This window comes from Novosphingobium sp. 63-713 (assembly GCF_001898925.1).
Lineage (GTDB): Bacteria > Pseudomonadota > Alphaproteobacteria > Sphingomonadales > Sphingomonadaceae > Novosphingobium.
On the sequence record NZ_MKVS01000053.1, the window covers coordinates 25998 to 50311 of the forward strand.

A 24314-nucleotide genomic window follows, 5' to 3' on the forward strand; every position below is an offset into this window, starting at 1 on the left:
ACGGCAAAGTTAAATAAAGAAATTCAATTATAATTTTGAAATTAAATAAAATAATATCAATGGAAAATACTCTTTTTCCTAAACCTAAATCATGCAAAGCACGGACTGGAGATGACATGAGACCCCATTTCCAGACCTTCAAGCGAGGAAAGGACGACCTCGGGAACCCGGCGGCTTGAAACATCGCCCGGGGTCGAAAACAGGCCACATGGGCATCGAAAGGATCATCACGCAGTTCAGGCGGGTCGTTGAAAACACACAAAGCACTGAGGCGCTTCGGACCGCCGTCGAGGACGTCAGCGCCTGGCTCGGCTTCCGGCATTTTGCCATTACCCACCATGTCAGGACCAGCCACGGAACCAGGGCCATCCGGCTTCACAATTATCCGGAACGGTGGGCCGACTATTATGAACGCGAGGGGCTGGGCCTGATCGATCCCGTCCACCGCGCCAGCCATCTGACCGCCGAAGGCTTCTGGTGGTCGAACATGCAAAACCTGATCCGCTTGAGTGCCCGCGATCAGGAGATCATGGCGCTGGGCCGTCAACAGGGCATCGGCGAAGGTTTCACCATACCGGTTCACATTCCCGGCGAAGCCTGCGGAACCTGCACGTTCGTGGGAGAAGGTGATCGCCCTGACCACCCGATGACCGAAATACTGGCTCAGGCGACCGGTATCGCCGCCTTTGGCGCGGCACGGCGACTTTGGCCCATACGTGGCAGGCCCGTACATTTGCGCCCGGCGTTGACCGCGCGACAGATCGAATGCATCGATCTCGTCGCTCGCGGCAAGACAGACTGGGAGATCGGCCAGATCCTGGGCATCAGCGAGGAGACCGTGGCCAGCCATGTCAGGCAGGCCTGCGAACGCTACGGGGTGAACAAGCGGACATCGCTGGTCTTTCTCGCGCTAGTGGACGGGGTGATCATGCTCTCCCATCCCTGAGTCCGGCACTATCCCCCTTTTCCGGGATAGTACGGCCCAACCGATTGCCGCGATGCTGGCTCCTTCACAGCAAGGGAGCCAGACCATGGCACATCATTATCCATTTCTTTCGCCGCCCATCCCCGAAGCAACGATGCGTTCGATGTTCGCCGCGCGCAAAGCGGTGTTTGTCGATCTTCTCAAATGGAACTTGCCCGTGCTCGCCGGGCACTACGAGATCGACCAGTTCGACACGCACCATGCCGACTATATCGTGCTGACAAAATCGGATGGCGAGCATCTGGGATCAGCACGGCTGTTGCCCACGAGCCGCCCGCATATTCTGGGCAGCTTCTATGCCCATCTCTGCGAGGAGATGCCCCCAAACGGCCCCCAAGTCGCGGAAATCACGCGTTTCTGCCTCGACCGGCGGCTGAATGCGACGAAGCGCCGACAGGTGCGCGACAATCTGGTGATGGCGCTTGCCGACCATGCCATCGTCCATGGCATCACCACCTATGTCGCGATCGCGGGGCAAGCCTGGTTTGCCCAGATCGAGCGCTTCGGCTGGCAATGCCGCGCGCTGGGCGCTCCCGGCTTTGCCGAGGGCAGCCCGATCATTGCACTGCGCATCGACATCACGCCTGAGACACCGCAACGGCTCAGGCAAGGTGGCATCGGATCAACACCGGGCATGAATGTTCACCGTACCGCACGGCACCCTTCCAGCCGCCATCGCGCAGCAGCCTGAGGGAAAAGATCATGACACTGCAAACCGAATGGGCTGCGAGGATCGCGCATTATACTGCCACCCTGCTCGATCGTGGCTATTGTCTCATCCCCGATGCCCTGCCGCCAGCGTTGATCGACGACCTCGATCACGATCTGGAAGAAGACTTTGCCGAAACGCCATTCGGTCAGGGCGGCTTTTACGGCAACACGACCAAACGCTTCGGACGCCTGCTGATCCGCTCGCCGCAGGCCAGAGCGCTGATCCAGCACAAGCTTATCCTCGGCATCGTCGAGAATGTGCTTCTGCCCTGGTGCGACCGTATCCAGCTCAACACGACGCAGGCGATCGGCGTGCATCCCGGCGCTCCGGCGCAATTGCCGCATCGCGATCAGGACATGTGGCGCGGCCCGGTCGGCGAGATCGAATATCTGGTCAATGTGATGTGGCCGCTGACACGTTTTACTGCAAGCAATGGCGCCACGCGGATCTGGCCGGCCAGCCACGGCATGAAGGCGCGCAATCCCGAACCCGAGGGCGTGCCCTTTGCCGCCGAGATGCAACCCGGCACGGCCCTGCTGTTTCTGGGATCAACGCTGCATGGCGCCGGCGCCAATGACTCGCTTGAGGTCCGGCGCGGCGTGGTGATCGGCTATAGTCTGGGCTGGCTCAAACCCTATGAAAACCAGTGGCTCGCCTATCCGCCCGAGGTGGCCCGAACTTTCCCGCCCGATCTCGCGACGCTGGTCGGCTATTGCCAGCATCGCCCCAATCTCGGCAATTTCGAGGGGCAGTGCCCCTCGGTGCTGCTCGGCGACAGGCTCGAGCCGCGTCTGGGAGCGATCGACGCGCTGCGCCCCGATCAGGAGAGGCTGATCGAGGCCTATCTGGACAGGCATGCCGGCACAGGCACGCATCGCCCTTCATGAACGCGGGAGCCACCGCCGAACGCGTGCTCAAGGCACTGAGGCTGCGCCTGATGGATCGCGATATTAGGCCGGGCGACCGGCTGGACCCTGCCCTGCTGACATCCCAGCTTGGCGCCAGCGCCACCCCGGTCCGCGAGGCGCTCCACGTCCTGTCGGGCGAAGGGCTGGTCGAAGCGAGAGCGGGAGGTGGCTTTTGCCTGCCCCTGCTCGATGAAGCAGCCCTTCAGGATCGTTACGACTGGTCGGGTCAATTGCTTCAAATAGCGCTCCGTCACTGGCCGCGCGAAAGCCGCGATCTTCGGGCCAATCCGCTCGCCGGAGCCGGGCAGGATCCGGCAGCGCGCTGCGCAGAGCTTTTCGCATGGATCGGCAGGCATTCGCGCAACAGCGAGCATGCGCGCGCCATCGCCCATCTCAACACCCGCCTGCACCGTGCACGCATGGCAGAAGAGGAAGTCATCGAAGGACTGACCGAGGAACTCGAGGAGCTGGCTGCGGCATCACGCCTAGATGATCACATGGCGATGCAGCGCCTTCTTGTGCGCTATCATCGCCGACGCCACCGCTTGGCCGGTGCGATCCTGCGCGCCCTTTATCACCGGACCTGACCCTGTGGCCTTCATCGACGCAATTATAAATTCAATGTGTAATCCTTATAAATTTCATATATTTGATTCAAAAACCTACACTTCTCCCGTCGCGAATTTCCGCGACATTTCAAGAGGAGTGTATCATGGCTCACTGTGAACAGCATGACGATCTGATCGACCTCGGTTTGATCGACCTGGGCACCGCCAGCGTCGAGACGCTGGGCGGTATCGGCGGCGGCGACGAACAGTTCGGCGTCCAGTTGCCCGGCCTGTCCGACGACTGATCCATCCCGATGATCGGATGGCGCGCGGCCACATGCCGCGCGCCATTTACTGCCGGAGAACCGGAATGGGCTATGCATTGCGCGCGGGCATTTCCTTTTGCGAAGTGAGCGAAAGACTGCTGTTTCTCGATACCGTGGATGACCGCTATTTCTGTCTCCAGCCGGGTGTGGAACAGAGTTTTCGCACGATGATGAACGACAGGGGGCAGAGTTTCACCCTCTCCCATCCACATGATCTTGGAGGAATGCTGCGATCAGGCGTGCTCCTCGAAACAGCAGGCCCAGCCGTGCCCGTTCCGTTTCGTTCTGGTCACATCGCAAGGGCCAGCCTGCTCGACACGCCGGACCAGCAAGTCGCGACGGGCCGCTTTCTAAGCGCGATGATCCATATTGCCGGCGCGCGCCTCAGCCTCCACTGCGGCCATCTCGATGATATCCTCACAAGGCTCGATCACATCAAATGCCCGTGGCCGCGCTCGGGCAAGGTGGAACTCGATCCGATCCAGAGCATGGCCTCGGCCTTCGAGGCGACCTCGCGTTTCCTGCGCTCGCACGATAAATGCCTGTCCCGTTCGCTGGCACTTGCCCGCTGCCTTGCAGCGCATAATCTCCCCGGCGATCTCGTGATCGGAGTGAAGCTCCGCCCCTTTGCCGCCCATAGCTGGGTTCAGTCCGGCCCATGGCTGGTCAATGATCGGATCGATATGATCCGTGCCTATACGCCGATCATGGCCGTCTGATGGCGACCCGCTTCCTCGCCCGGATCGACCGGAAGGCCTGCCATGATGATGCCAGTACCAATTATGGCACCGCGCGTTTCAGAGAAGCCATTCTGCGCCATGGCGATCTCGACATCCTGATCGATCACGGCTCGCTCATTCTCGCCGCCAAGGCCAAGTCTGTCCTGCGCTGCGGAGCCCATGGCGTCATCCTGGGTTCGCTTTTCCTGAACGGCGGACGCGAAGCCATCGAGATCCTGTCGCAGGCGGATCAGCAAAAAATTGCCGTCAGCCGGGGGCACTGGCTCACCCATTCGTGCTGGGGGCCTTACCTGGCTGTCCTTCATACTCCCGAGGAAGTGCGGATCGAGATCATCCGCGCACCGATGGGCGAACTCCCGTGTCTGATCCTGGAAACTGACGAAGCGATATTTCTCGCCTCCGATGTCGAACTGCTCATGGCTTTGGCGGACTATCGGCCCGTCGTCGACTGGAGCGAGACCCTGCGCCATCTGGTCCATCGCGACATTCATCATTCCGCGACCTGTCTTGCCGGTGTGCGGGAGCTGCCCGGCGGGGACAGGCTGTCGATCGGCTCTGAGGGCAGCATCCATGACACATTGTGGACGCCCTGGGCCTTTGCCGAGCGGAAAGCACAAATCGGCAACCGCAACGAGGCAGCCCGCCTGCTCCGCGATACCGCCCTCGACTGCATTGCTGCGCGCGCCTCGTCCTATGAGCGCGTGCTGCTCACGCTTTCGGGCGGCCTCGATTCCTCGCTTGTCGCGGCCTGCCTGTCGCGGCAGCCGACCAAGTTTCATGCACTCAATCTGGTGACCGACGATCCCAACGGCGATGAAAGGCTGCATGCCAGACGAGTAAGCGAGATCCTCGGCAACGGGCTGACCGAGACGTTCCGCGAGGTAACGCGGTTCGATATCAGGCAATCGGGTGCCCGTAATCTGCCGCGCCCCTGCGTGCGCGGCTTTGCCGTGGAATCCCTGCGCCTTGCTCACGAGACTGCACGCGCAGTTGGCGCTGACGCCATTTTCAACGGCGGCGGCGGCGACAATGTCTTTTGTTCGCTGCAATCAGGATCGCCCGCCGCTGATCGCCTGCTGGTCGAAGGGCCTGGAACCGGTTTTCTGCGCACGGCAAAGGACATGAGCCTGTTTGCGCAGGCGAGCCTGCCCGCCGTGCTCGGCGATGCCCTGCAGCGAGCCTGGCTGGGCAAACCCGCCTTCCGCCTGAGGCCCGAACTCGATCTGCTTTCGCCTGACGCACAGAAACAGACGGCGGTGCCGCGCAGACACCCCTGGCTGGTTCCCCCACCCGGCAGCCTGCCCGGCAAGGCGATGCATATGCGCTTTGTCGCGATCGCGAGAAGCTATGTCGAGAGCCTCGACCCGCAGGCAGTTCTACCCATCATCGCCCCGCTGCTGAGCCAGCCACTGGTCGAATTATGCCTGAGAATTCCGAGTTGGTTCTGGTTTGAGGCAGGCCATAATCGCATGGTCGCCCGCCAGGCCTTCGCCGATATCCTGCCGCCCGATATCCTGCTGCGGCGATCCAAAGGCACACCCGACAGTTTCATTGCCCAGATCTACGAGACTCATCGCCTTGCGATACGCGAACTCCTGACTTCAGGGGAACTGGCCCGGCGAGGTCTGATTGACCTGCCGGGCGTACTGCGCATTCTCGATGCTCCCGGCCCGATCAAGGGCAAGGGGTTCGAGCGATTGCTGCAATTTGTCGATGTCGAGGTCTGGGCCCATGGATGGGCGCCTGGATCAACGCGGTGACGACAGGATGAACAGGCGCGGTCATAGACACATCATGGGGTTACCCCCTTGGCCAAAAGCGCTGCTTTCATCGCTTGCCATCGCTCATATTGCGAAGTCTTGGTCGGATCGGGATCGACCTTGCCCTGCAACCAGAAGCCGAACCAGTCGAGATTGCGCTGATAGATCGCCTTGCGATGGGCCGGTTGCCATTTGTTATGGGTTTCATCGGGGAATACATACATTTCAACCGGCTGACCGGCCTCGCGCAAAGCGGTGAAAGTCTCCAGCCCTAACCCCATCTCGCTATCAGCCAGTTGCATCAGCAAAGGGCGATCCATCCTACGCGCCGAGAGCGCCATCGAGTAGGGCGCCCAGAAAGCACGATTGTCCTCTATCGTTTTGGGATAGCCCGCTGCATGCATGGCATCGGCAAAACCGCTTCCCCCTGCATTCATCATCGCGTTGGTATCGGTGCAGCAACTGCTGATGGCCGCCGCAGCAAACAGCCGCGTGTTGACGAGAGCAAAGCGGGCCTCCGAAGCCCCGTCACTCAGGCCCGTGATCCCGATCCTTGCCGGATCGACAAAACCCCGGGCAATCACCTGATCGATGCCCGTCACCATCGAGGAAAGCAGGCTTCGTCGGTCAGCCCAGTCCTTGATGCTGGCGGCAAAGACTTCTTCCCAGTTGCGCAGGTCTGAACGGTCGCTGCCGAACAGAGGTGGTCGCTCGAGGCTGAGCACGGCAAAACCGCGCGCGGCAAAGGCATGGATCGGATATTCGTCTCCCGTCGCGCCGCGCAGGAAGCCATCGCTGTGATATTGCGTGATGATCATCGGCAGTCTGGTGCCCGGTCGGTAATCGGGCGGCAGAACCAGATCGCCCCAGGCGGGCAGGCTCTTGTCATTGCGCCAGGTAAGGCGGGTAACCGTGCCGAGGCGCAAATGGCCAAATTCGGGATTGGGATCGAAGATCAGGCGTTGCGCGCCATCGCGCAGGCTGATGGAAACGATCCGGCGCGGCATAACCGCATTTTCCGAAGTGCAGATCAGCGCCGCAACGGCCAGCACGCAGCCATGCAGAAGATCACCGGTGAGCAGGATCCGGCGCGGTTTGCTCTGCCCCGGAACCCAACGGAACAGGCCCATCTGCCCCCGGTTCCATCCTTCGCGCCGCAGGAAGATCAATGAACGCCCGCCTGCTTCCCACCAGATATTGCTCAGCGAACCACTGCAATCCTCCGACCGGCAGATCACAGTCTTTCCCGCCCGATCCTCGGCGAGCAGGCGCAACCCGCTATAGGGATTTGGCGTGAGATGCTCGGCCCAGGCCCGGCGCCCTTCCGCAAAACGTGCTGATGGCAGGGCCGTGTCACGGGCTTTCAGCAGCGCCCGCTCCGCTTCACTTGCTGCTTCGATCTTCCAGTTTTCCGGCCCACTTTCTGGCCTGCTTTCGAGATTAAGCGCAAAGACCTCGCGCTTGAGCGTGGCCGGGAGCAAAGGTCTGGCCCCGACATTGGGGACCATGCGCACATCATTGAGCCAGCCGCTGTTTCCCTCCCTATCGATTTGCCGTGCCGCCTCCCGCAGACCGGGCGTTGCCGCAAATATCCAGCGGCGCTGCTCCGGGCTCCAGGTGAAATCCTCGATATCGACCGCAGAATGGGTCATGACCTGCGCGCCACTGCCGTCGCTGCGCGCGCGCCAGAGCTGAGTGGTTCCATGATCGCGACGAAGATAGGCAATCCAGCGCCCATCAGGCGACCAGACCGGCGTCACCGTCACGGGCAGACCCAGCCGATAGAGCACGCCCCGCTGCGGCGCCTTCATGATCGGAAATTCACCGCCGCGATCGAGGGCTTGCGGCTCCCTACCGCCCGCAAGATCGATCACCACGAGCGCCCGGCACTGGCTGTTGGCTTCGGGATCGGCGCGCGTCATTACAAAAGCGAGCCTTTTCCCATCGGGCGAGATCGCCAGTGGACTTTGCGCCTCGAAAAGCGCGGAATCGGGCTGGCCGATATCGCGCAGTTCAAGCAGGTCGTCAGGCGTCACCAGACGCGATGGCAACGAAGTTTCGTCCCCCAAGGCTCCCGATGCGGGGAGCAGTTTGTCGCAGCTGGCCAGCGCCGGCGATGACCATAACGCCAGTCCGAGGATGCACACAGGCAGACACATGGGGCTTGCCCGCCATGCCGGAGAAGCCAACCTTACCATGCCCGGGTAACCCCCATGCCGATATAGCGCCCGACCGGCGAATAATTGGTGCTGTCATAGGCCGTGTCGTAATACGCCGTCGTCGCAATGGTCGCCGGATGGCTGTCAAACAGGTTCTGGACGCTCAGACTGAGTGTTGTGCCCCGCAGGATCCCGCTCTTCGGCCCAAAAGCATAACGCGCTGTCATATCCTGCGTCACCATGCCGGAAATCTTGACCCGGGGATTGAAACGCGTGTCTTCAACCCCGCCGATATAGCTGGTTGTTGCATTGAGCGTGATGGCGCCGCTGCTCCAGCTGATGCTGCCCCTGCCGCGCCAGTGCGGCGGATTAAAGAGAGTGCCCGCCAAAGCGGCACCCACAGCGCCGGGGAGCAATTGCTGGCTGCTGGAAAGATAGGCGATATTACCCAGCATGGTCAGCTGACCGCCATCCTTTCCAAGCCGGGTTCGATAATCGGCGAGCATGTCGATGCCGTGGATCGTCTGACGCCCGGCATTGAGACTGGTGCCATTGACGATGGCGACAACCCGGGCGGGATCGAAAGCCGCACCGGTCAGATTGGTGAAGAGCAGCGGATTGCCCGAGGCCGCGCTCGCCGCCGCCGAACCCGGCGACAGCGACACAAGCGAGGCATAGAGCGGATTGGTCAGGGATTGCGCGGTATAGGTGATCGGAGTGACGATACGATCCTTGTAGATCGTCGAGAAATAGCCCAGCTGAAGATGCAGACCCGGCAGTTGATGCGGCCGATATTCGAGCGAGGCGGTCCAGGTTTCGGCGCGCTCTGGCCTGAGCGACGGATTGCCGCCGGTCAGCAGCATCGCGGTCGAACCGCTGGGATAGCCGGTTCCTCCAAGGCTGGTCACCGGATAGAGGATCACCGATTGCGCGCTATATTGCTGAAACAGGGTCGGCGCGCGAAACGAGCGACCCCAGCTTCCCTTGATCGTCATATCCTCGAAGGGCGCATAGATGATGCCCAGTTTGGGCGTCGCGACTGAAGCCACGCCGGGATAGCGCTCGTAGCGAACAGCCCCGCTCAGGTTCAGCCGGTCGATGCCGCGAACCCCCTGCTGCGGTGCGATCAGAGGCAGGCTGACTTCGCCATACGCATAGAAACTGTCCTGCGAAGCGTCGATGTTGCTGGCGCTGCCCGCAGCGCGGAACAGTTGGAGACTGTTATAGCGATAGCCCCCGCCCATCGCGAGTTTTGCAGGCCCCGCCGGCAGCGTGAACAGCCGACCATCCCCTGCCAATTCGACCGAACTGCCGGTGTTGCAATAGCAGCCCGAGGCCGAAGATGTGAGATTGGCGCCGGTGAAGATGCCATTGTAAAGCGTCACCGTCTCGGTGCCATAGACCCCGGCCAGCGACAGGCGCCAGCCATGGGGCAGATCCCATTTCAGCGATGGTGCGATGGCGCCCGAACGACTGGTCGAGCGTGTGTCGGCATGGCTGAGCGACCAGTCGCCTGCATTGTTGGTGGCATAACCGCCCAGGCTCCAGCGCTTGTTGAAGAGCGCGTCCACCTCCAGCGTCAGCGTGTCGGTCAGCGACTGATGGCCCGACAGGGCGGCAGCGTGATGCCGCATCGCCGGGAAGATGATGACGCCGGGCCGCGAAACGGCATAGGCTCGGCTGTTCGACATGATATTGGTGTTGCTCGCATATTCGTAAGCCGCGACAAAGCCGCCCGAAGCCCATTTGCGCCCCGCCACCGCGCCATATTGCTGCCGAAAATTGCCGCCGTCGGTCGAAGCTCCGATATTGGCCGAGGTTTCCAGCCCCTGATAATCGCGCTTGAGGAGGATATTGGCGACACCGGCCACCGCATCGGATCCGTAAAGCGCCGAGGCGCCATCGGCCACCACCTCGACACGGTCGATGATACCGAAAGGCAGCGCCGACAGATCGATCCCCTGACGCGTACCATTATAGGCCAGCCGATGTCCGTTGAGCAGCGTGAGGGTCGCATCGCTGCCCAGCCCCCGCAGATTGATTGTCGAAGCGCCGCCGACATTGGTGCCGCTGGCGGTCGGAACATTGATGCCGATCCCCGGATTCTGACCTCCACCAAAACTCTGCGGCAGATCGCGCATCACATCGCCCAGACTTGTCGCACCGGCTTCGCGCATGGCGCTCTGGTCAAGGGTGATGACCGGCGAGGCGACCGGCGCGCCGCGAATGCGGCTTCCTGTGACGAGAATGGCGGGATCGCCCTCCCCCGGCCGCGCGCTGCTCCCTCCCCGAACTTCGTCGGCTTCAATGACCAGCCCGTTTCCGAGTTGACGGGCATGAAGGCCCGAACCCGCCAGAAGGGCAACAAGCGCGGCCTGCGGTGTAAAATCTCCCTCGAGCGCAGGCGCCCGGTGATCGGCTACGAGGCCCGAAGCCACGCCCACCGAGACACCCGAGGCCAGCGCTACCTCTTGCAGAGACGCAGCCAGCGATTGTACCGGCAGATGATAGTGGTGAACCGCCGGTCCCTGCACAACTGCCCCCTGGGCATGGGTGCCGGGCGCGGTGAGGATGAATATGGTCAGACTGGTGGTGATCGAGGCGACCAGCGCCGCTTTACGCAACAAACCCATGAATATGCTCCCCGGACGACGCGCGGGAACGGCGCCGCCGAGGTGACTGACAAGACAGGCCCGGACTTACCCTGGGACTTTTTTTGTGTCCAAAGACGAAAGGATGAAATTCCCTTCGGCATCGCGCGTGAGGGCCAGATGAAAAGAGGCCGCGAGCAACCCGGCAAGCCCTTCAGTGTCCTTTGCCGCGACCGTACCGGTAAAGTGCAGCGCTCCGCTCGCACGATCGGCCAAAACAATAGGATGCTCACTGTAGCGATTGGCCTGAGCGATGACATCGGCCAGACGTCGGTCATCAAAGACAAGCATGCCCGAAGGCCAGCCAGTAATCTCCCCGGTTGCCGCGACGGGAACTGCATCCGAAGCGGCAGCGGAAGATAAGATCGGTGAGGAAGCCGTCTCCAGCCCCCAGGTCAGGCGCTGCCCCGGCACCAACATCATGCCGGATCGGTTCGCACCATCTGCCGGATCGGCTGAGCGTTTGACCTCGACCGAACCGCGCAGCAGGGTAACCGCGATATGCTGCTCATTCAGATCGACGTCAAAAATCGTGCCATGGGCGATGACGAGGCGATTTCCCGCCTGCACCACGAAGAGTCGGCTGGGATCATGCGCAACCTCGAAACGCGCCCGCCCCCGCTCGAGCACGATGCGGCGTTCGTCACCGGCAAAGGCCAGCCGAATCGCGCTGGCCGTGTCGAGCGTGACATGCGAACCATCGGGAAGCGTCAGGGTCCGGATCTCGCCAACACGGCTTGCGACCTCCACCAGTTCGCTTGCCCGACGCTCCGATGCATCCCGGTGGTGGATGGCATAGCCGACAAGCACCGCCACCGTCAGGCCGATGCTCGCTGCCGCCGCCAGCAGCACTTTTGGCCAGCCGGATCGCCCCTTATCTTCCCGCCGCCGTAGGGCTTGCCGCGATGTGGCCAGCGGCGTGAAGGCCGCCAGACGGCTTTGCTCCCAGGTTTCGAGAATGGCCTCGAAAGCTTCGGCATGGCGCGGATCGGCATTGTACCAGTCCTCGAAGTCCTCGCGGCAGGCATCCCCGGCAGGACCGTTGATCTTCGCCAGCCAGGCCGCTGCCGCCTCACGCATCGCGTCGGGCCCCGCATCGCCGGGAATGGGCCCCAGCCCCGCTCCTGCCATTATCGCGTCCTCAGGCTGCGATCGAGATGCGCGATTGCCTTGGTCATATGCCACTCGATCCCCTTGACGCTCAGTCCCATGCCGTCGGCTATCTCGCCATAGCTCAGTCCATCGACGCGGTGGGAAAGAAATATGTCACGGGTCTTGGGACTTAACCGCATCAGGGCGTTCTGGATACGGTGGATCATGTCGCGTGCCTCAAGCTGGGCCGTCGGATCAGGTCCGGACAGCACGACGTCCTCGACGGGTGTGCTCAGCGCACGGGCGCGTTCAAAGGCCGATTTCGCGCGATTGCATTGCAGATTGGAGGCGATCCGGTTGAGATAGGCCTCCGGCTGCTCGATCGTCCGGTCTGACCCGGCACGGGCCAGTTGGACAAAACTATCATGCACGATGTCTTCGGCATCCTGAGAGGAGGACAATCTGGCCATGGCGCGGATCATCCGGGGCGCCTCGCGACGATAAATATCCTCGAGCGCGAGTGCGGAAGCTTTCACCACCCGGTCGTCCGGCGGCAGCGGAACTCCCTCCGTCAGGCGCGGCGAAAGACCCGCCAGAATGCTGCGGATCGCCCTCATCGCAGGCCCCGCAGCATGGGCCGCGGCAACCGACCGCTACCCTCGCTCAGCCTTTGTCCATTTTCCATGCCCGGCTCACCTCACATTGCGAGGCGGTAGCCGGCGAAAGCCGGGTGTTGAGAACACGCTTGAACATGCGCCGACGCCTTTAGCCGCAAGCGGCCTGGACATACGCGTCGGCCACCCGGACTCCAGACAGGACGGACCAGAATTTCATCAATCTCAAGCGAGGTTCTCACGCCTCGACATCGCCCGAAAGGCAATGCCCGCAAAGGATACGACAGTTTTATGAAACGGCAATAATCAATCGCGAATCGGTTCTGAAATATCAGGTCAACGTCGCCATTTGGCGCAGATCGAAATGTATCGCACAGTTCGCTTCACCGGCATCTTCCGGTCAAAGTTCATCAAGCGCGCTCGCGAGATGCGGCAATCTTTTCCCCATCGCCGCCGCGACACTCTCATGAATGGCATGAGCGAAATCATCCGGCATCTGACCCAGTGCCTGAACAGGTGCCTGTTCCGCACGGTCGAGCAATTGCATGATCGCATGGCGCATGGCGTCCCCGCCAAGTCCCACGGACTTGCCGCTCTGGACAAAATGCCGTCCCATCACTTCGGCGATGCGATAGTGGCGGTTCTTGCCCACAGACATCGCCAGCCGGAATTTGTTCTGTGCGATCTGCCCTTTATCGAAGGCGGGCTGCGCTGACAGGACATCGTAGAACGGGGTCAGGCTGTAGCGGCCGCCCGGCTTCAGAAAGATGCTGAAATTTTTGGCGTGGCCATCCGTCGCCCCAATCAGCCAGAACAGAATCTGACTTTTGAAGAACGTGAGCTGATCTCCCTGCGCATCGTCAGCGCCTTTGAGCAATCCCAGAATGTCACGCATATTGGGGCCGCCATCGCTCTGGTATTTGAGCGTCGGCGGAATGCCAAGCGCCTGACAGGTATCTTCTTGCGGCAGGCGGATGATGTGCTGCCCATTACGCCAGTTGCGATCAAACCGCTCGACCACCAGCACGCGCCGCGCGCCAAACTTAGCAATCTGCGTCCTTGCGCCGTTGAGGCCGAATGCCTCAAGAAGCTTCATACAATAATGTTCATTGTCCACGCTGTCGGACATATCGATCATCCCGTCCGAAGTCGGGATCTGACCGAGTTGAGGTTTGAGGATATGCGTCGTCGGCGTGGTCCCCACCGGACGATACCATTGCTCATCCAGACGCAGCAGCGCGGTCTTCTCCTGCGCCCCGGCTACCGAAATCCGAAACTCCTGATCTCTATCGACCCCGAGCGGCGCCTGCGACAGGTCGGCCAGCATCGCTTCGACATCCAGGTCGCTGACCTTTTCGCCTTTTATGCCAGGCTCGTTCGCTCCTTGCCCTTCCGGCAGAAATTGCATCGCACCAACACAATCACGCCCGATGGCTTCCAGCAGGCTATAGAAGTCGATGCCCTGCGCCCCCATGCGTTCAGCCACGCGGCGGCGCACCGCATCGCGATCCGGCAGCAGATTGTCGAATACCGCAGCAACTTCAGCACCACGATAGGCAGTGGGTACCAGGGGAAGTGACAATGATACAGCGAAGCGATGCTCCCATGCCAGCCAGCTTGCCGCATATTGAAAACTGGTCGCGCCGCTGGCCGCCTTTTCCAGACGGCCCACGAGGCGGCCATTCATCAGCACATTGAGCGGCGTATGCGTCTTTTTGCGCGCCATTCTAGAAGACATCCGTGATGTCTTTGCCATCCTTGCGGCGTGATACGACTTGAAGGTCGAGGTCGAGTATGGCGATCACGCTGAGCAGCGTGTCGAGCTTGGTCCCCTCACTGCCGTTTTCAATGGCAGATATGGTCTTCTGCTGCTTGCCGATGAGGTTCGCCAGTTGCTGCTGGGTCAAATTGCGCTCAAGTCGTGCGCTCCGAACAAGCGCACCGAGTTGGCTTGGCAATCGTATAATCTGATCCATGGGCATCTCCATTGATCGCCATATACCTCAAGGGGTATATATTTACAATATACCCCACAGGGTATTAACATCTGCAATGCCCTGTGGGGTATAAAACAGGACGATACGCCTACACATTGTCCATGCGCGGGCACTGCCTGATCACGCTGAAGCAAGCACCCCCAGCGCGTGATCGACACCCGCCTTGACCGCCAGCCCGCAAAGGAATTGCTCCCATGCCGCAAAGCCGGAGCGCCTCAGTTCCAACTCCAAATTCTTGTCATAGACCCCTTCGATACCCTTGCGCTTATGATTGAGCATGAGTTCGGCGATGTCCCGATCAATGCCGATCCGCCGGGCATTTGATCGGAAGGTCCGACGAAAATCATGAAAGTGCCATGATGGGATAGTCACTCCAGCAAGCTCTTCCATCCGCTTATGCACTCGGGAACGGGCCTGAAACCAGCCAAACAGTTGAGGACCATCAAGTCGCGGAGACGGAAACAGCCACTCATGATTCGTTTGGGCCAGCGCCCTTCCCCATGGGCTGAGAGCTACATAATTTTCCTCGCCATTCTTCGACCTGGCGGCAGGCAGTGTCCAAAGACCATCCACAAATTCAGAGGCAGGCGCGCCAAAGAGTTCGTTGCGCCGTGCCGCCGTCAGCAACAGCAGCATGAAGCCACGTCTATAGATCAATGGCTCATCGACCAGAGCGCACATGAGCCATCCGATTTCATCATCGCCGAGAAAGCGTTTGTTGGCTTGGGGGCCGGTCGAGAACCAGTTCGAATTGAGAGTTGGGGCGGGATGCACCATGGCCTCGATGCCCGCCATCCGCCCCTCGCGTCCCGCGCACCACTTCAGAAAGCAACTCAATTCTCCAGCCATCTTGTTGGCACGAACCTTCGAGGCCTTGGCCTTGTCATAGACGGCCTCCCAACACCCGTCCTCGGTGAGTTGCTGCAATCCCACCTTACCTAGTCGGGGCTCAATATCGCGGATGAAGATCACCTCCTTGTCATAGAGCGTTCTGGGCTTGAGTGTCTTGCGATCCCCTCGCCGCATGGCTTCCATGTAGAGAGCATGCGCTCTGGCCACCGTAAGCCCTTGTCGGGCCTCCTCAGCGCGTTTTAGAGCGCGAGGATCCTCGCCCCTCTCGATCGCCGCGTTAAGCTCTGCAGCCCATGCCCGAGCGACGGGAATCGTATAGGCCGGAAAGGTCCCGAGTGTCAGCGTTACAATCGCGCCCGAGCGGGCAACCCGACGCCGAAATAACCAGGTTTTGCGGCCCGAAGCGGAAACACTGACACAAAGTCCGGGGACAAGGGGATCGGAAACCCTGCCGGATGTAAGCCCATCAAGGCTCGAAGGACTGAAATTCTGGGCTTTTCCCATGATAACCTCGACCAATGCGAGGCGATAAAACGATGACACAAATCATGACACAATAGGTGTCCAAACCGGTCTGAATCTGTCTAAATCTGACTGGATCGGAAATTGGGGATTTGGTCTGATCTGGGCCTGCTCACCACCTCGAAACGGCGGAAAACCGCCAGAAATACAATGCCTGAGGGGTGTTACACCTTGGTAGCGGAGGAGGGACTCGAACCCCCGACACGCGGATTATGATTCCGCTGCTCTAACCTGCTGAGCTACTCCGCCCCATGACTGGCAGCGACCGTGTCGGTCACCATTGCCCGGTGCAGGCGGCGCGAATAGCCACGCATCGCCCATGCGTCAACAGCCCATTGCATGTTTGGCGAAATTTTTTTCAAAACGGTGCGCGCGACCGTCCGCCACCCCTGCCCGGCCTGATGCGGATGCTTGCGCATAGCGGGGGCCTCTGTCACATTCCGGGCAAATAAGGGGGGAGGCAGCCCATGCCGAAAACGGCCAGACAGCAACGCATGATCGCCATCGCTCTGGTGCTGTGGAACGCGGTGGGCGTGGCCATGTGGGCGCTTCAATCCAGCACCAGCCCGGAAACGCTGGCGCAGGGCGACGAGGTGCAGATCGAGGTATGGCGCGCCATGCCGCTCTGGGCATGGATCGCCTATGCGGTGGCCTCTTGGAGCGGCCTGCTGGGCGCGGTGGCACTGCTGCTGCAACGGCGGGTCGCGGTGTGGCTGTTTGCCGCCTCGATCGTCGGGATCGTCGCGCAATTCAGCTATGCGCTGGTGCTGTCCCCGCTGGTGCAGGCCAAGGGGCCGGGCGTGATCGCCTTCCCGGTGGTGATCCTGGTCATCGCGCTGGGCTCGATGGCCTATGCCCATGCCGCCGCCGGGCGCGATCTGCTGAGCTAGATCTCGCCCCGCTGCCGGCGGATGGCGAACCAGCGCTCGACATTCCTGTTATGCTCTTCCAACGTATTGGCAAAGGCATGGCCCTTGGTGCCGTCGGCCACCATATAGAGCGCCTGCGTCTTGGCCGGGTGCAGCACGGCATGGATCGAATCGCGCCCCGGATTGGTGATCGGCCCCTTGGGCAGACCGATCATCGAATAGGTGTTGTAATCATTCTTCGCCGCAATCTCGCTCTGCTTGATGCGGCGACCCAGCGGCTTGCCCTGTGTGATGGGATAGATGATCGTCGGGTCGGCCTGCAGCATGATATGCTGACGCAGGCGGTTCGAATAGAGGCCCGCCACCATCGCGCGCTCCTCGGGCTTGCCGGTTTCCTTTTCGACGATGGAGGCCAGCGTCAGCGCCTCCTCCGGCGTCTTGGCCACTGTGTCGGGGCTGCGCGCGGCCCATTCCTCGGCCAGCACCTTGGTCATCGCCGCCTGCATCGTGGCCACCACCGAGGCGCGGGTGGCGCCCTTCTTGATGTCATAGGTGTCGGGCAGGATGCTGCCCTCACGCGGAGCATCGACCGTGCCGATCAGGTCGGGATTGGCCAGCAGCTTCTCCTTGACCATGATCGAGGGCAGCCCCTCGGCAATGGTGACAAAACGGCGAAGCACCTGATCGCCGGTGATGATGGCCAGGATCTGCTGCTCGCTGGCACCCTTGGGCAACAGGAATTCGCCCGCCTTGATGCCGCCTCCGGCCCGCATCAGCTTGGCATGAAACCGCAGCGCCCGCGCCGAATAGATCGCCCCCTCGCGTTGCAGCTTCGCCGCCACCACCGTCAGACCCGCACCGTCAGGCACGGTAAAGGCACGGTCCTGCGGCAAAGGCCCCGCCCCATACCAGCCATGCAGCAGGCTGGCCACCGGAGCGCCAATGGCCAGCGCGGCCGCGCCAAGAACGATCAGGACGGGTTTCTTCATGGGCGCTTCGGGCTCTCTTCTGCCTGATGCCAGATACAGATAAGGCGAGCCCCCAAAGGCGCCCGCCACCGCTTGTTCCACAGGTGGGGACGGAGGCGCCCGATGGCAAGCCCCCCCCCTTCACACCCTGCTTAGTCTTCCAGAGCCTTCACAACAACGCTGGCATTGGTGCCGCCAAAGCCGAAGCTGTTGTTGAGGGCCGCGCGCACGCGGCGCTTCTTGGCCACGTGAGGCACCAGATCGACGCCCTCGGTGCCTTCATCGGGATTGTCCAGATTAAGCGTGGGAGGCACGATCTGGTCACGGATGGCCAGAATGCAGAAAATGGTTTCCACCGCGCCCGCGCCGCCCAGCAGATGGCCGATGGCGCTCTTGGTCGAGGACATCGAGACATTGCCGATAGCATCGCCGAACAGGCGCTTGACCGAGGCCAGTTCGATCGTGTCGGCCATGGTCGAGGTGCCATGGGCGTTGACATAATCGATGTCGGCAGGCGTCATGCCCGCCTTCTTCAGCGCCATTTCCATCGAGCGGAACGCCCCGAAACCTTCCGGATGCGGCGCCGTCACATGATAGGCATCCCCCGACAGGCCATAGCCGACCACTTCGGCATAGATCTTCGCGCCGCGCGCCTTGGCGTGCTCATATTCCTCCAGCACGACCACGCCCGCGCCCTCGCCCATGACGAAACCGTCGCGGTCCTTGTCATAGGGGCGGCTGGCCTGTTCGGGCCGGTCGTTAAAGCTGCAATTGAGCGCCTTGGCCTGAGCGAAACCGGCAATGCCGATCGGGCACACGGTCGATTCCGCGCCGCCCGCCAGCATGATGTCGGCATCATCGTCGCGGATCATGCGCGCGGCATCGCCAATCGAATGGGCGCCGGTCGAGCAGGCCGTGACCACTGCATGATTCGGCCCCATCAGGCCATATTTGATCGAAACCTGACCCGAGATCAGGTTGATCAGGCGGCCATGGACGAAATGCGGCGAAACGCGGCCCGGCCCCTTGTTGGCCAGCACCAGCGATTCGCTTTCGATACCCGGCAGACCGCCGATGCCGCTGCCGATCGAGCAGCCCATGCGCAGGCGCATTTCTTCGGGCGCGTCCACCAGACCGGCGTCTTCCAGCGCCTGACCCGCTGCATCAATGCCGAAAACAATAAAGGGATCGACCTGACGCTGGATCTTGTGATCGACGCGCTTGCTCGCATCGAAACCATATTCGTGGTCGGCCGGCTTCACTTCGCAAGCGATATGGCACTTTTGCGCCGACGCATCGAACTTGGTGATCTTGCCCGCGCCGGACTTGCCGGCAAGGATATTTGCCCAGGCGGTTTCCACGTCAGCGCCCAGCGGGGTGACCAGACCAAGCCCGGTGACGACAACACGACGCATTCTCGATTCTCCCTCTGCCCCATCGGCAGACCATACCGACCAGCCGTTGCGGCAGCAAACAGCGACCCAACAAGCGCTTATTCTGGCCAAATGTCCGATAACAAGCAAGCCCGGCCCGATTAAGCGGACCGGGCCTGATTATGACCCCAAAGGTCGACGCCGATCAAAGGTTCAGGCCCGGGCCATCCCCCATTTCGGCGCAGGACCTGCGGGGCGACATCATCCCGCCCCTTAACGGACGGGTGCATCAGCCCCACCGGCCCTTTGGCAAAATCAGCCCTTGTTCGCCTCGATGAAGGCGATGGCGTCATTGACCGTGGCAATCTTTTCGGCGGCATCGTCGGGAATTTCCACGCCGAATTCTTCTTCGAAAGCCATCACCAGTTCAACGATGTCGAGCGAGTCAGCGCCCAGATCGTCGATGAAGCTGGCGTCGGCGACGACCTTGTCTTCTTCAACGCCGAGGTGTTCGACAACGATCTTCTTAACCTGCGCCTCGATGGTGCTCATGATATTCCCCTTACGAAAAGCGGCGAAATTGTGAAACTCAATGCGCGCCCCTAATGGGTGGCGCGCAGACTGGCAAGCGGGATTGCACATCACAACCGTGCCAACCCTCATCGCACCTCAATTGTCGCCCCGCTTGGCCGGTGTCAGCCCTGTTTTTCATCCACCGCAGGAGAGGGCCCGTCATGGGAATGCAAGTCCGGCTGGTCTCAACAGTTCGCCCTGCCAGGGATGAAATGAGCCGATTCGTGCGTTTTCATCGCTCAATGGGCTTTTCGCGCCCGATCCTGCTTTTCGACGATTCCGACGAGCTTTAGTCCGACGAACTCTGGCGCGGCGCGTGTCGGGCGACGCCATCGCCGAGGAGGAGGCCTATGACCGCTTCCACCGCCTCTCGCCTCAGGTTTTGGCATGGGCAAAAAAGAAGGACTGGCCGAGCGTATCGTGCTCGACCAGTCCTTGCTTGAACCGTAATGTCCCGGAAGATCAGCCCTTGGGCTGTTCCACCACGCGGATATGAAGCTCGCGAAGCTGCTTCAGACTGGCGGGAGCAGGCGCGTTCATCAGCAGATCCTCGGCGCGCTGGTTCATCGGGAACAGCGTGATTTCGCGCAGGTTCTGCGCGCCGCAAATCAGCATGACGATGCGGTCCACACCAGCGGCCATACCGCCATGCGGCGGGGCGCCATACTGGAACGCGCGATACATGCCACCAAAGCGCTCTTCCACGTCCTGCTTGGACAGACCGACCGTTTCGAACGCCTTGACCATCAGGTCCGGGTGCTGGTTACGGATCGAACCCGAAGCGATTTCAAAGCCGTTGCAGACGAGGTCATACTGGAACGCCTTGATGGACAGCGGATCGCGCCCATCGGTCAGCGCTTCCAGACCGCCCTGCGGCATCGAGAAGGGGTTATGGGCGAAATCGATGCTGCCCGGCTCCTCGCCTTCCTCAAAGAAGGGGAAGTCGACAATCCAGCACAGCTCAAACTTGTTTTCGTCGATCAGGCCCAACAGCGTGCCGACGCGGGTGCGCGCCGCGCCTGCGAGCTTGGCGGCCTGATCGGGCTTGCCTGCGGCAAAGAACAGGCCGTCATCGGCGCCAAGGCCCAGTTCGGCATAGAGCTTTTCCATGCCCTCGGTGCCGTGGTTCTTGGCAATCGGGCCGCCGAATTCGCCGCCCTTGCGCGTGACATAGCCAAGCCCGGCATGGCCTTCGCTGCGCGCCCATTCGTTCATTTCGTCAAAGAACTTGCGGCTCTTGTCCGCCGTGTTCGGAGCCGGAATGGCGCGCACAACGCCGCCCGTGCCGACGATCTTTTCAAACAGGCCAAAGCCGCTGGTCGTGAAATGATGCGACACGTCCGAGATCAGGATCGGGTTGCGCAGGTCGGGCTTGTCGCTGCCATAGCGCAGGATCGCATCGTCATAGGCAATGCGCGGGAAGCTGCCGATGGGGGTCACGCTGCGGCCGTCGGCAAACTTTTCAAAGATGCCGCCGATCACCGGCTCCATCGTTTCCCAGACTTCTTCCTGCGTGACAAAGCTCATTTCGAGGTCAAGCTGGTAGAATTCGCCCGGCAGACGGTCCGCACGCGGATCTTCGTCGCGGAAGCAGGGGGCGATCTGGAAATAGCGGTCGAAACCGGCCACCATCAGAAGCTGCTTATACTGCTGCGGCGCCTGAGGCAGCGCGAAGAAGGTGCCGGGATGAATGCGGCTGGGCACGAGGAAGTCGCGCGCGCCTTCGGGCGAGGAAGCCGTCAGGATCGGCGTCGAATATTCGGTAAAACCGATGTCTTCCATCGCGCGGCGCATCGAGGAGATGACCTTGGTGCGCTTGACGATATTGGCATGCAGCGTTTCGCGGCGCAGGTCGAGGAAGCGGTACTTGAGGCGGATTTCCTCGGGATATTCCTGCTCGCCCGCCACCGGCATCGGCAGTTCCTCGGCGCGGCTCAGCACATTGGCCTCGCGGGCAAAGACCTCGATGCTGCCGGTGGGCAGGTTGGGGTTCACGGTGCCTTCGCTGCGCGCCTTGACCGTGCCGTTGATCGTCACCACGCTTTCCACGCGCAAAGATTCGAGCACGGGCAGCGCCGCGCTGTCGCTGTCGGCCACGATCTGGGTGATGCCGTAATGGTCGCGCAGGTCGACGAACAGCACCCCGCCATGGTCACGCTTGCGGTGGACCCAGCCGGAGAGGCGGACATTCTGACCCACGGCATCCGCATTGAGCGCGCCGCAGGTGTGCGAGCGATAGGGATGCGCCTGTGTGTTGGGCGAGGACATGACAACTCTTTCCATTCTTGCGCCAATCGGGCAGGGATAGGGGATTCCTGCCCATTGCTGGACAGGCTGATGCGCGGCTAACAGGCGATGGCCGCGCTTTTGTCAAGCCGACAGGGTCGAAGACCGGCCCAAAACCGCCCGCTGATATGCGTTTTTCACGCTGTCGGCAGGCTCCGGCCCGCATCCGGGCCAACCATCAAGCCGACCTCTAGGGGTTGGCGCATAGAAAAGAAACCGATGAAGATTCACAAGCTCATCACCACTTCCGACGCGCTGGCCGATCTTTGCAGCCGTCTGGCGAAATCGGAATTCGTCTGCGTCGATACCGAATTCATGCGCGAGAGCACCTATTGGCCCGAACTGTGTCTGATCCAGATCGCCGACGCCAATGAGGCCGCCGCCATCGATCCCAAGGCGCCCGACCTCGATCTGTCCCCGCTGCTCGACCTGCTGGTGGACAACGAGGATGTGCTCAAGATCTTCCACGCGGGCGGGCAGGATGTGGAAATCATCTACAACCTGACCGGCAAGACCCCTCACCCGATCTTCGACACACAGATCGCGATGATGGCCATCAGCCAGAGCGAGCAGATCGGCTATTCCAATCTGGTCGAAAGCTGGCTGGGGCTGGTGATCGACAAGGGCGCGCGTTTCACCGACTGGAGCCGCCGCCCGTTGACCGAGCGCCAGATCGAATATGCGATCGGCGACGTCACCCATCTTTCCAAGATCTTTCCCAAGATCCTGAAACGCCTGATCAAAACCGGGCGCGGGCAATGGCTGGACGCGGAAATGGAGCGTTTGGCCGACCCCGACAATTACCGCAACGATGCCCAGAGCGCGTGGCTCAAAATCAAGGCCGCGGGGCGCAATCCGGCGATGCTGGGCCGTTTGCGCGCGATTGCGGCATGGCGCGAATATGAGGCGCAGGACAAGAATATCCCACGCGGCCGCATCGCCCGCGACGAAACATTGGCCGATATTGCCAGCCACCCGCCCAAGACCCAGGCCGATCTGGCCAAGGTGCGCGGGCTGTCCACCGGCTGGAAGGACAATGACATCGGCAAGCGGCTGATGCAGACTCTGGCCGATGCCCAGCCATTGAGCGAGGCCGAAATGCCGCCCAAAACCCCGCGCGGGGCGCCGCTGGGCAAGGAAGGCGCGCTGGTTGCCGATCTGCTCAAGCTGCTCTTGAAAATCCGCGCGCGCGAAATTGACGTGGCCGCCCGCCTGCTGGCGCGCAGCGACGATCTGGAACTGCTGGCCGCCGGCGTGCGCAAGGGGGTCAGCGTGCTGGAAGGCTGGCGCTATGGCGTGTTTGGCCGCGATGCGCTCGATCTGGTCGAGGGCAAGCTGGCCTTTGCCGTGGTCAACGGGCGGCTGAAAATGACCCATGTTGACGAATTGCACGGCGACATGCGGGAAGCCAATCCCGAAGCACCCGCCGTTGAACAGGAAGCGGGCGAGGAAGAATGAGCGTTTACCAGCCCACGCTCAAACAGTTGCAATATCTGGTCGCGCTGCATGAACACGGCCATTTCGGCCGGGCGGCGGAGGCGTGCTTTGTCTCGCAGTCGACGCTTTCTGCAGGTTTGCGCGATCTGGAAACGCTGCTGGGCGTGGTGCTGGTCGAACGGACGAAGCGCAATGTGCGTTTTACGCCGCTGGGCAATGCGGTGGTGGAAAAATCGCACCGGATTTTGCGCGAGGCCGAGGAATTGTCCGACCTCATCCACTCCTCGTCCCAGCCTTTGTCGGGCGAGGTGCGGATGAGCGTGATCCCCACGATCGCGCCCTTCCTCTTGCCGCGCATGTTGCCCCGGCTGCGACGAGAGCGCCCCAATCTCAAGCTCTTCCTGCGCGAGGAACCCAGCGCGCAGGCCATCGAATCGCTCCATCACGGGCGGGCCGATTGCGTGCTGCTCGCCCTGCCCTTTGCCACGGGCGAGGTGGAGAAGGAAACCATCGAGCTGGACGCGCTCTTCGTCGCCTTCCCCAAGGACGACCCGCGCGACCCGCCCGCCGAAATCAGCCCCGACCTGATCGACGAGCACCGGCTGCTGCTGCTCGAGGATGGCCATTGCCTGAAGGAGCATGCGCTGGCGGCCTGTAACCGGCCCGAATTGCGCGCCTCGGCCACGATGATCGGCACCTCGCTGCACACGCTGGTGCAGATGGTGGACAATGGGCTGGGCCTGACCATGCTGCCCGAAATGGCGCTGGATGCGGGGATCCTGAACGGGACGAATGTGGTGGCCCGCCCCCTGCGTTCGGACAGCGCAAACCGCGAAATCGCGCTGGTCTGGCGGCGGCAATCGCCTCGGTCGGAGGAGTTCCGCATGTTGGCCGAGGAGCTGCGCGCGGGATAAGGCATATTGCATAATGCGTAATATTCTG

At 61.5% G+C, this 24314-nt stretch carries 21 protein-coding genes and 1 tRNA gene; 10 read left to right on the forward strand and 12 right to left on the reverse strand.

Features of this window, described 5'->3' with window-relative positions; genetic code table 11:
• Positions 1-208 precede the first annotated feature (208 nt).
• From BGP00_RS24540 to BGP00_RS24570, 7 genes are all read left to right on the forward strand, one after another.
• Positions 209-946 (forward strand): LuxR family transcriptional regulator, encoded by a 738-nt coding sequence (locus BGP00_RS24540; protein ID WP_292692479.1) that lies wholly within the window; start codon positions 209-211, stop codon positions 944-946.
• Positions 947-1031: 85 nt separating this feature from the next.
• Positions 1032-1676 (forward strand): acyl-homoserine-lactone synthase, encoded by a 645-nt coding sequence (locus tag BGP00_RS24545; RefSeq protein WP_292692476.1) that lies wholly within the window; start codon positions 1032-1034, stop codon positions 1674-1676.
• Positions 1677-1687: 11 nt separating this feature from the next.
• Positions 1688-2584, forward strand: coding sequence for a phytanoyl-CoA dioxygenase family protein (locus tag BGP00_RS24550; protein WP_292692474.1), 897 nt, complete (start codon positions 1688-1690; stop codon positions 2582-2584).
• The gene (locus tag BGP00_RS24555) at positions 2581-3192 is read left to right on the forward strand and encodes a GntR family transcriptional regulator (RefSeq protein ID WP_292692472.1); all 612 of its coding nucleotides are present in this window, start codon (positions 2581-2583) and stop codon (positions 3190-3192) included. Before BGP00_RS24550 ends, BGP00_RS24555 begins: the two co-directional genes overlap by 4 nt.
• Before the next feature lie 125 nt (positions 3193-3317).
• Positions 3318-3458 (forward strand): hypothetical protein, encoded by a 141-nt coding sequence (locus tag BGP00_RS24560; RefSeq protein WP_292692469.1) that lies wholly within the window; start codon positions 3318-3320, stop codon positions 3456-3458.
• Between the two features lie 17 nt (positions 3459-3475).
• Positions 3476-4198 carry a lasso peptide biosynthesis B2 protein gene (locus BGP00_RS24565; RefSeq protein ID WP_292692466.1) on the forward strand — a complete coding sequence of 241 codons (723 nt, stop codon included), beginning with the start codon at positions 3476-3478 and terminating at the stop codon, positions 4196-4198.
• The gene (locus BGP00_RS24570) at positions 4198-5979 is read left to right on the forward strand and encodes an asparagine synthase C-terminal domain-containing protein (RefSeq protein ID WP_292692463.1); all 1782 of its coding nucleotides are present in this window, start codon (positions 4198-4200) and stop codon (positions 5977-5979) included. The genes BGP00_RS24565 and BGP00_RS24570 overlap by 1 nt, the downstream gene beginning before the upstream one ends.
• A 32-nt stretch (positions 5980-6011) precedes the next feature.
• Here the strand turns inward: BGP00_RS24570 and BGP00_RS24575 are convergent, their stop codons facing one another.
• The 8 genes from BGP00_RS24575 to BGP00_RS24610 form a co-directional block, all read right to left on the reverse strand.
• Entirely contained in the window at positions 6012-8015 is a 2004-nt protein-coding gene (locus tag BGP00_RS24575; RefSeq protein WP_292692461.1) for an Atxe2 family lasso peptide isopeptidase, read from the reverse strand.
• A gap of 155 nt (positions 8016-8170) precedes the next feature.
• On the reverse strand, positions 8171-10771 hold the full coding sequence (locus BGP00_RS24580; RefSeq protein WP_292692458.1) for a TonB-dependent receptor: 2601 nt from the start codon (positions 10769-10771) through the stop codon (positions 8171-8173).
• Between the two features lie 66 nt (positions 10772-10837).
• Positions 10838-11869: a FecR domain-containing protein gene (locus BGP00_RS24585; RefSeq protein ID WP_292692456.1), complete on the reverse strand. Its 1032-nt coding sequence runs from the start codon at positions 11867-11869 to the stop codon at positions 10838-10840.
• Between the two features lie 50 nt (positions 11870-11919).
• Positions 11920-12498: a sigma-70 family RNA polymerase sigma factor gene (locus BGP00_RS24590; protein WP_292692453.1), complete on the reverse strand. Its 579-nt coding sequence runs from the start codon at positions 12496-12498 to the stop codon at positions 11920-11922.
• A 397-nt stretch (positions 12499-12895) separates the two neighbouring features.
• Complete coding sequence (locus BGP00_RS24595; RefSeq protein ID WP_292692450.1) at positions 12896-14221, reverse strand: type II toxin-antitoxin system HipA family toxin; 1326 nt, start codon at positions 14219-14221, stop codon at positions 12896-12898.
• A gap of 1 nt (position 14222) precedes the next feature.
• Positions 14223-14471 carry a helix-turn-helix domain-containing protein gene (locus BGP00_RS24600; protein WP_292692447.1) on the reverse strand — a complete coding sequence of 83 codons (249 nt, stop codon included), beginning with the start codon at positions 14469-14471 and terminating at the stop codon, positions 14223-14225.
• 141 nt (positions 14472-14612) lie between these two features.
• A complete protein-coding gene (locus BGP00_RS24605; protein ID WP_292692445.1) occupies positions 14613-15848 on the reverse strand; it encodes an integrase family protein in 1236 nt (411 codons plus the stop codon).
• Positions 15849-16038: 190 nt separating this feature from the next.
• Positions 16039-16115, reverse strand: a tRNA-Met gene (locus tag BGP00_RS24610).
• Positions 16116-16360: 245 nt separating this feature from the next.
• Between BGP00_RS24610 and BGP00_RS24615 the strand changes: the two genes are divergently transcribed.
• Complete coding sequence (locus BGP00_RS24615) at positions 16361-16756, forward strand: sugar transporter (protein WP_292692443.1); 396 nt, start codon at positions 16361-16363, stop codon at positions 16754-16756.
• On the opposite strand, the gene mltG is transcribed toward BGP00_RS24615, so the two are convergent.
• From mltG to aspS, 4 genes are all read right to left on the reverse strand, one after another.
• Positions 16753-17724, reverse strand: a complete 972-nt coding sequence (gene mltG, locus BGP00_RS24620; protein WP_168603872.1) for an endolytic transglycosylase MltG — start codon at positions 17722-17724, stop codon at positions 16753-16755. The two genes, BGP00_RS24615 and mltG, sit on opposite strands and share 4 nt — an antisense overlap.
• A gap of 131 nt (positions 17725-17855) precedes the next feature.
• The gene (fabF, locus tag BGP00_RS24625) at positions 17856-19118 is read right to left on the reverse strand and encodes a beta-ketoacyl-ACP synthase II (RefSeq protein WP_168603873.1); all 1263 of its coding nucleotides are present in this window, start codon (positions 19116-19118) and stop codon (positions 17856-17858) included.
• 273 nt (positions 19119-19391) lie between these two features.
• A complete protein-coding gene (locus BGP00_RS24630) occupies positions 19392-19628 on the reverse strand; it encodes an acyl carrier protein (RefSeq protein ID WP_168603874.1) in 237 nt (78 codons plus the stop codon).
• A gap of 483 nt (positions 19629-20111) precedes the next feature.
• On the reverse strand, positions 20112-21932 hold the full coding sequence (gene aspS / locus BGP00_RS24635) for an aspartate--tRNA ligase (RefSeq protein ID WP_292923200.1): 1821 nt from the start codon (positions 21930-21932) through the stop codon (positions 20112-20114).
• A gap of 222 nt (positions 21933-22154) precedes the next feature.
• Between aspS and rnd the strand changes: the two genes are divergently transcribed.
• Both rnd and BGP00_RS24645 read left to right on the forward strand, forming a co-directional pair.
• A complete protein-coding gene (gene rnd / locus BGP00_RS24640; protein WP_292692440.1) occupies positions 22155-23393 on the forward strand; it encodes a ribonuclease D in 1239 nt (412 codons plus the stop codon).
• Positions 23390-24286 (forward strand): hydrogen peroxide-inducible genes activator, encoded by an 897-nt coding sequence (locus BGP00_RS24645; protein WP_168603877.1) that lies wholly within the window; start codon positions 23390-23392, stop codon positions 24284-24286. The genes rnd and BGP00_RS24645 overlap by 4 nt, the downstream gene beginning before the upstream one ends.
• Positions 24287-24314: the final 28 nt, after the last annotated feature.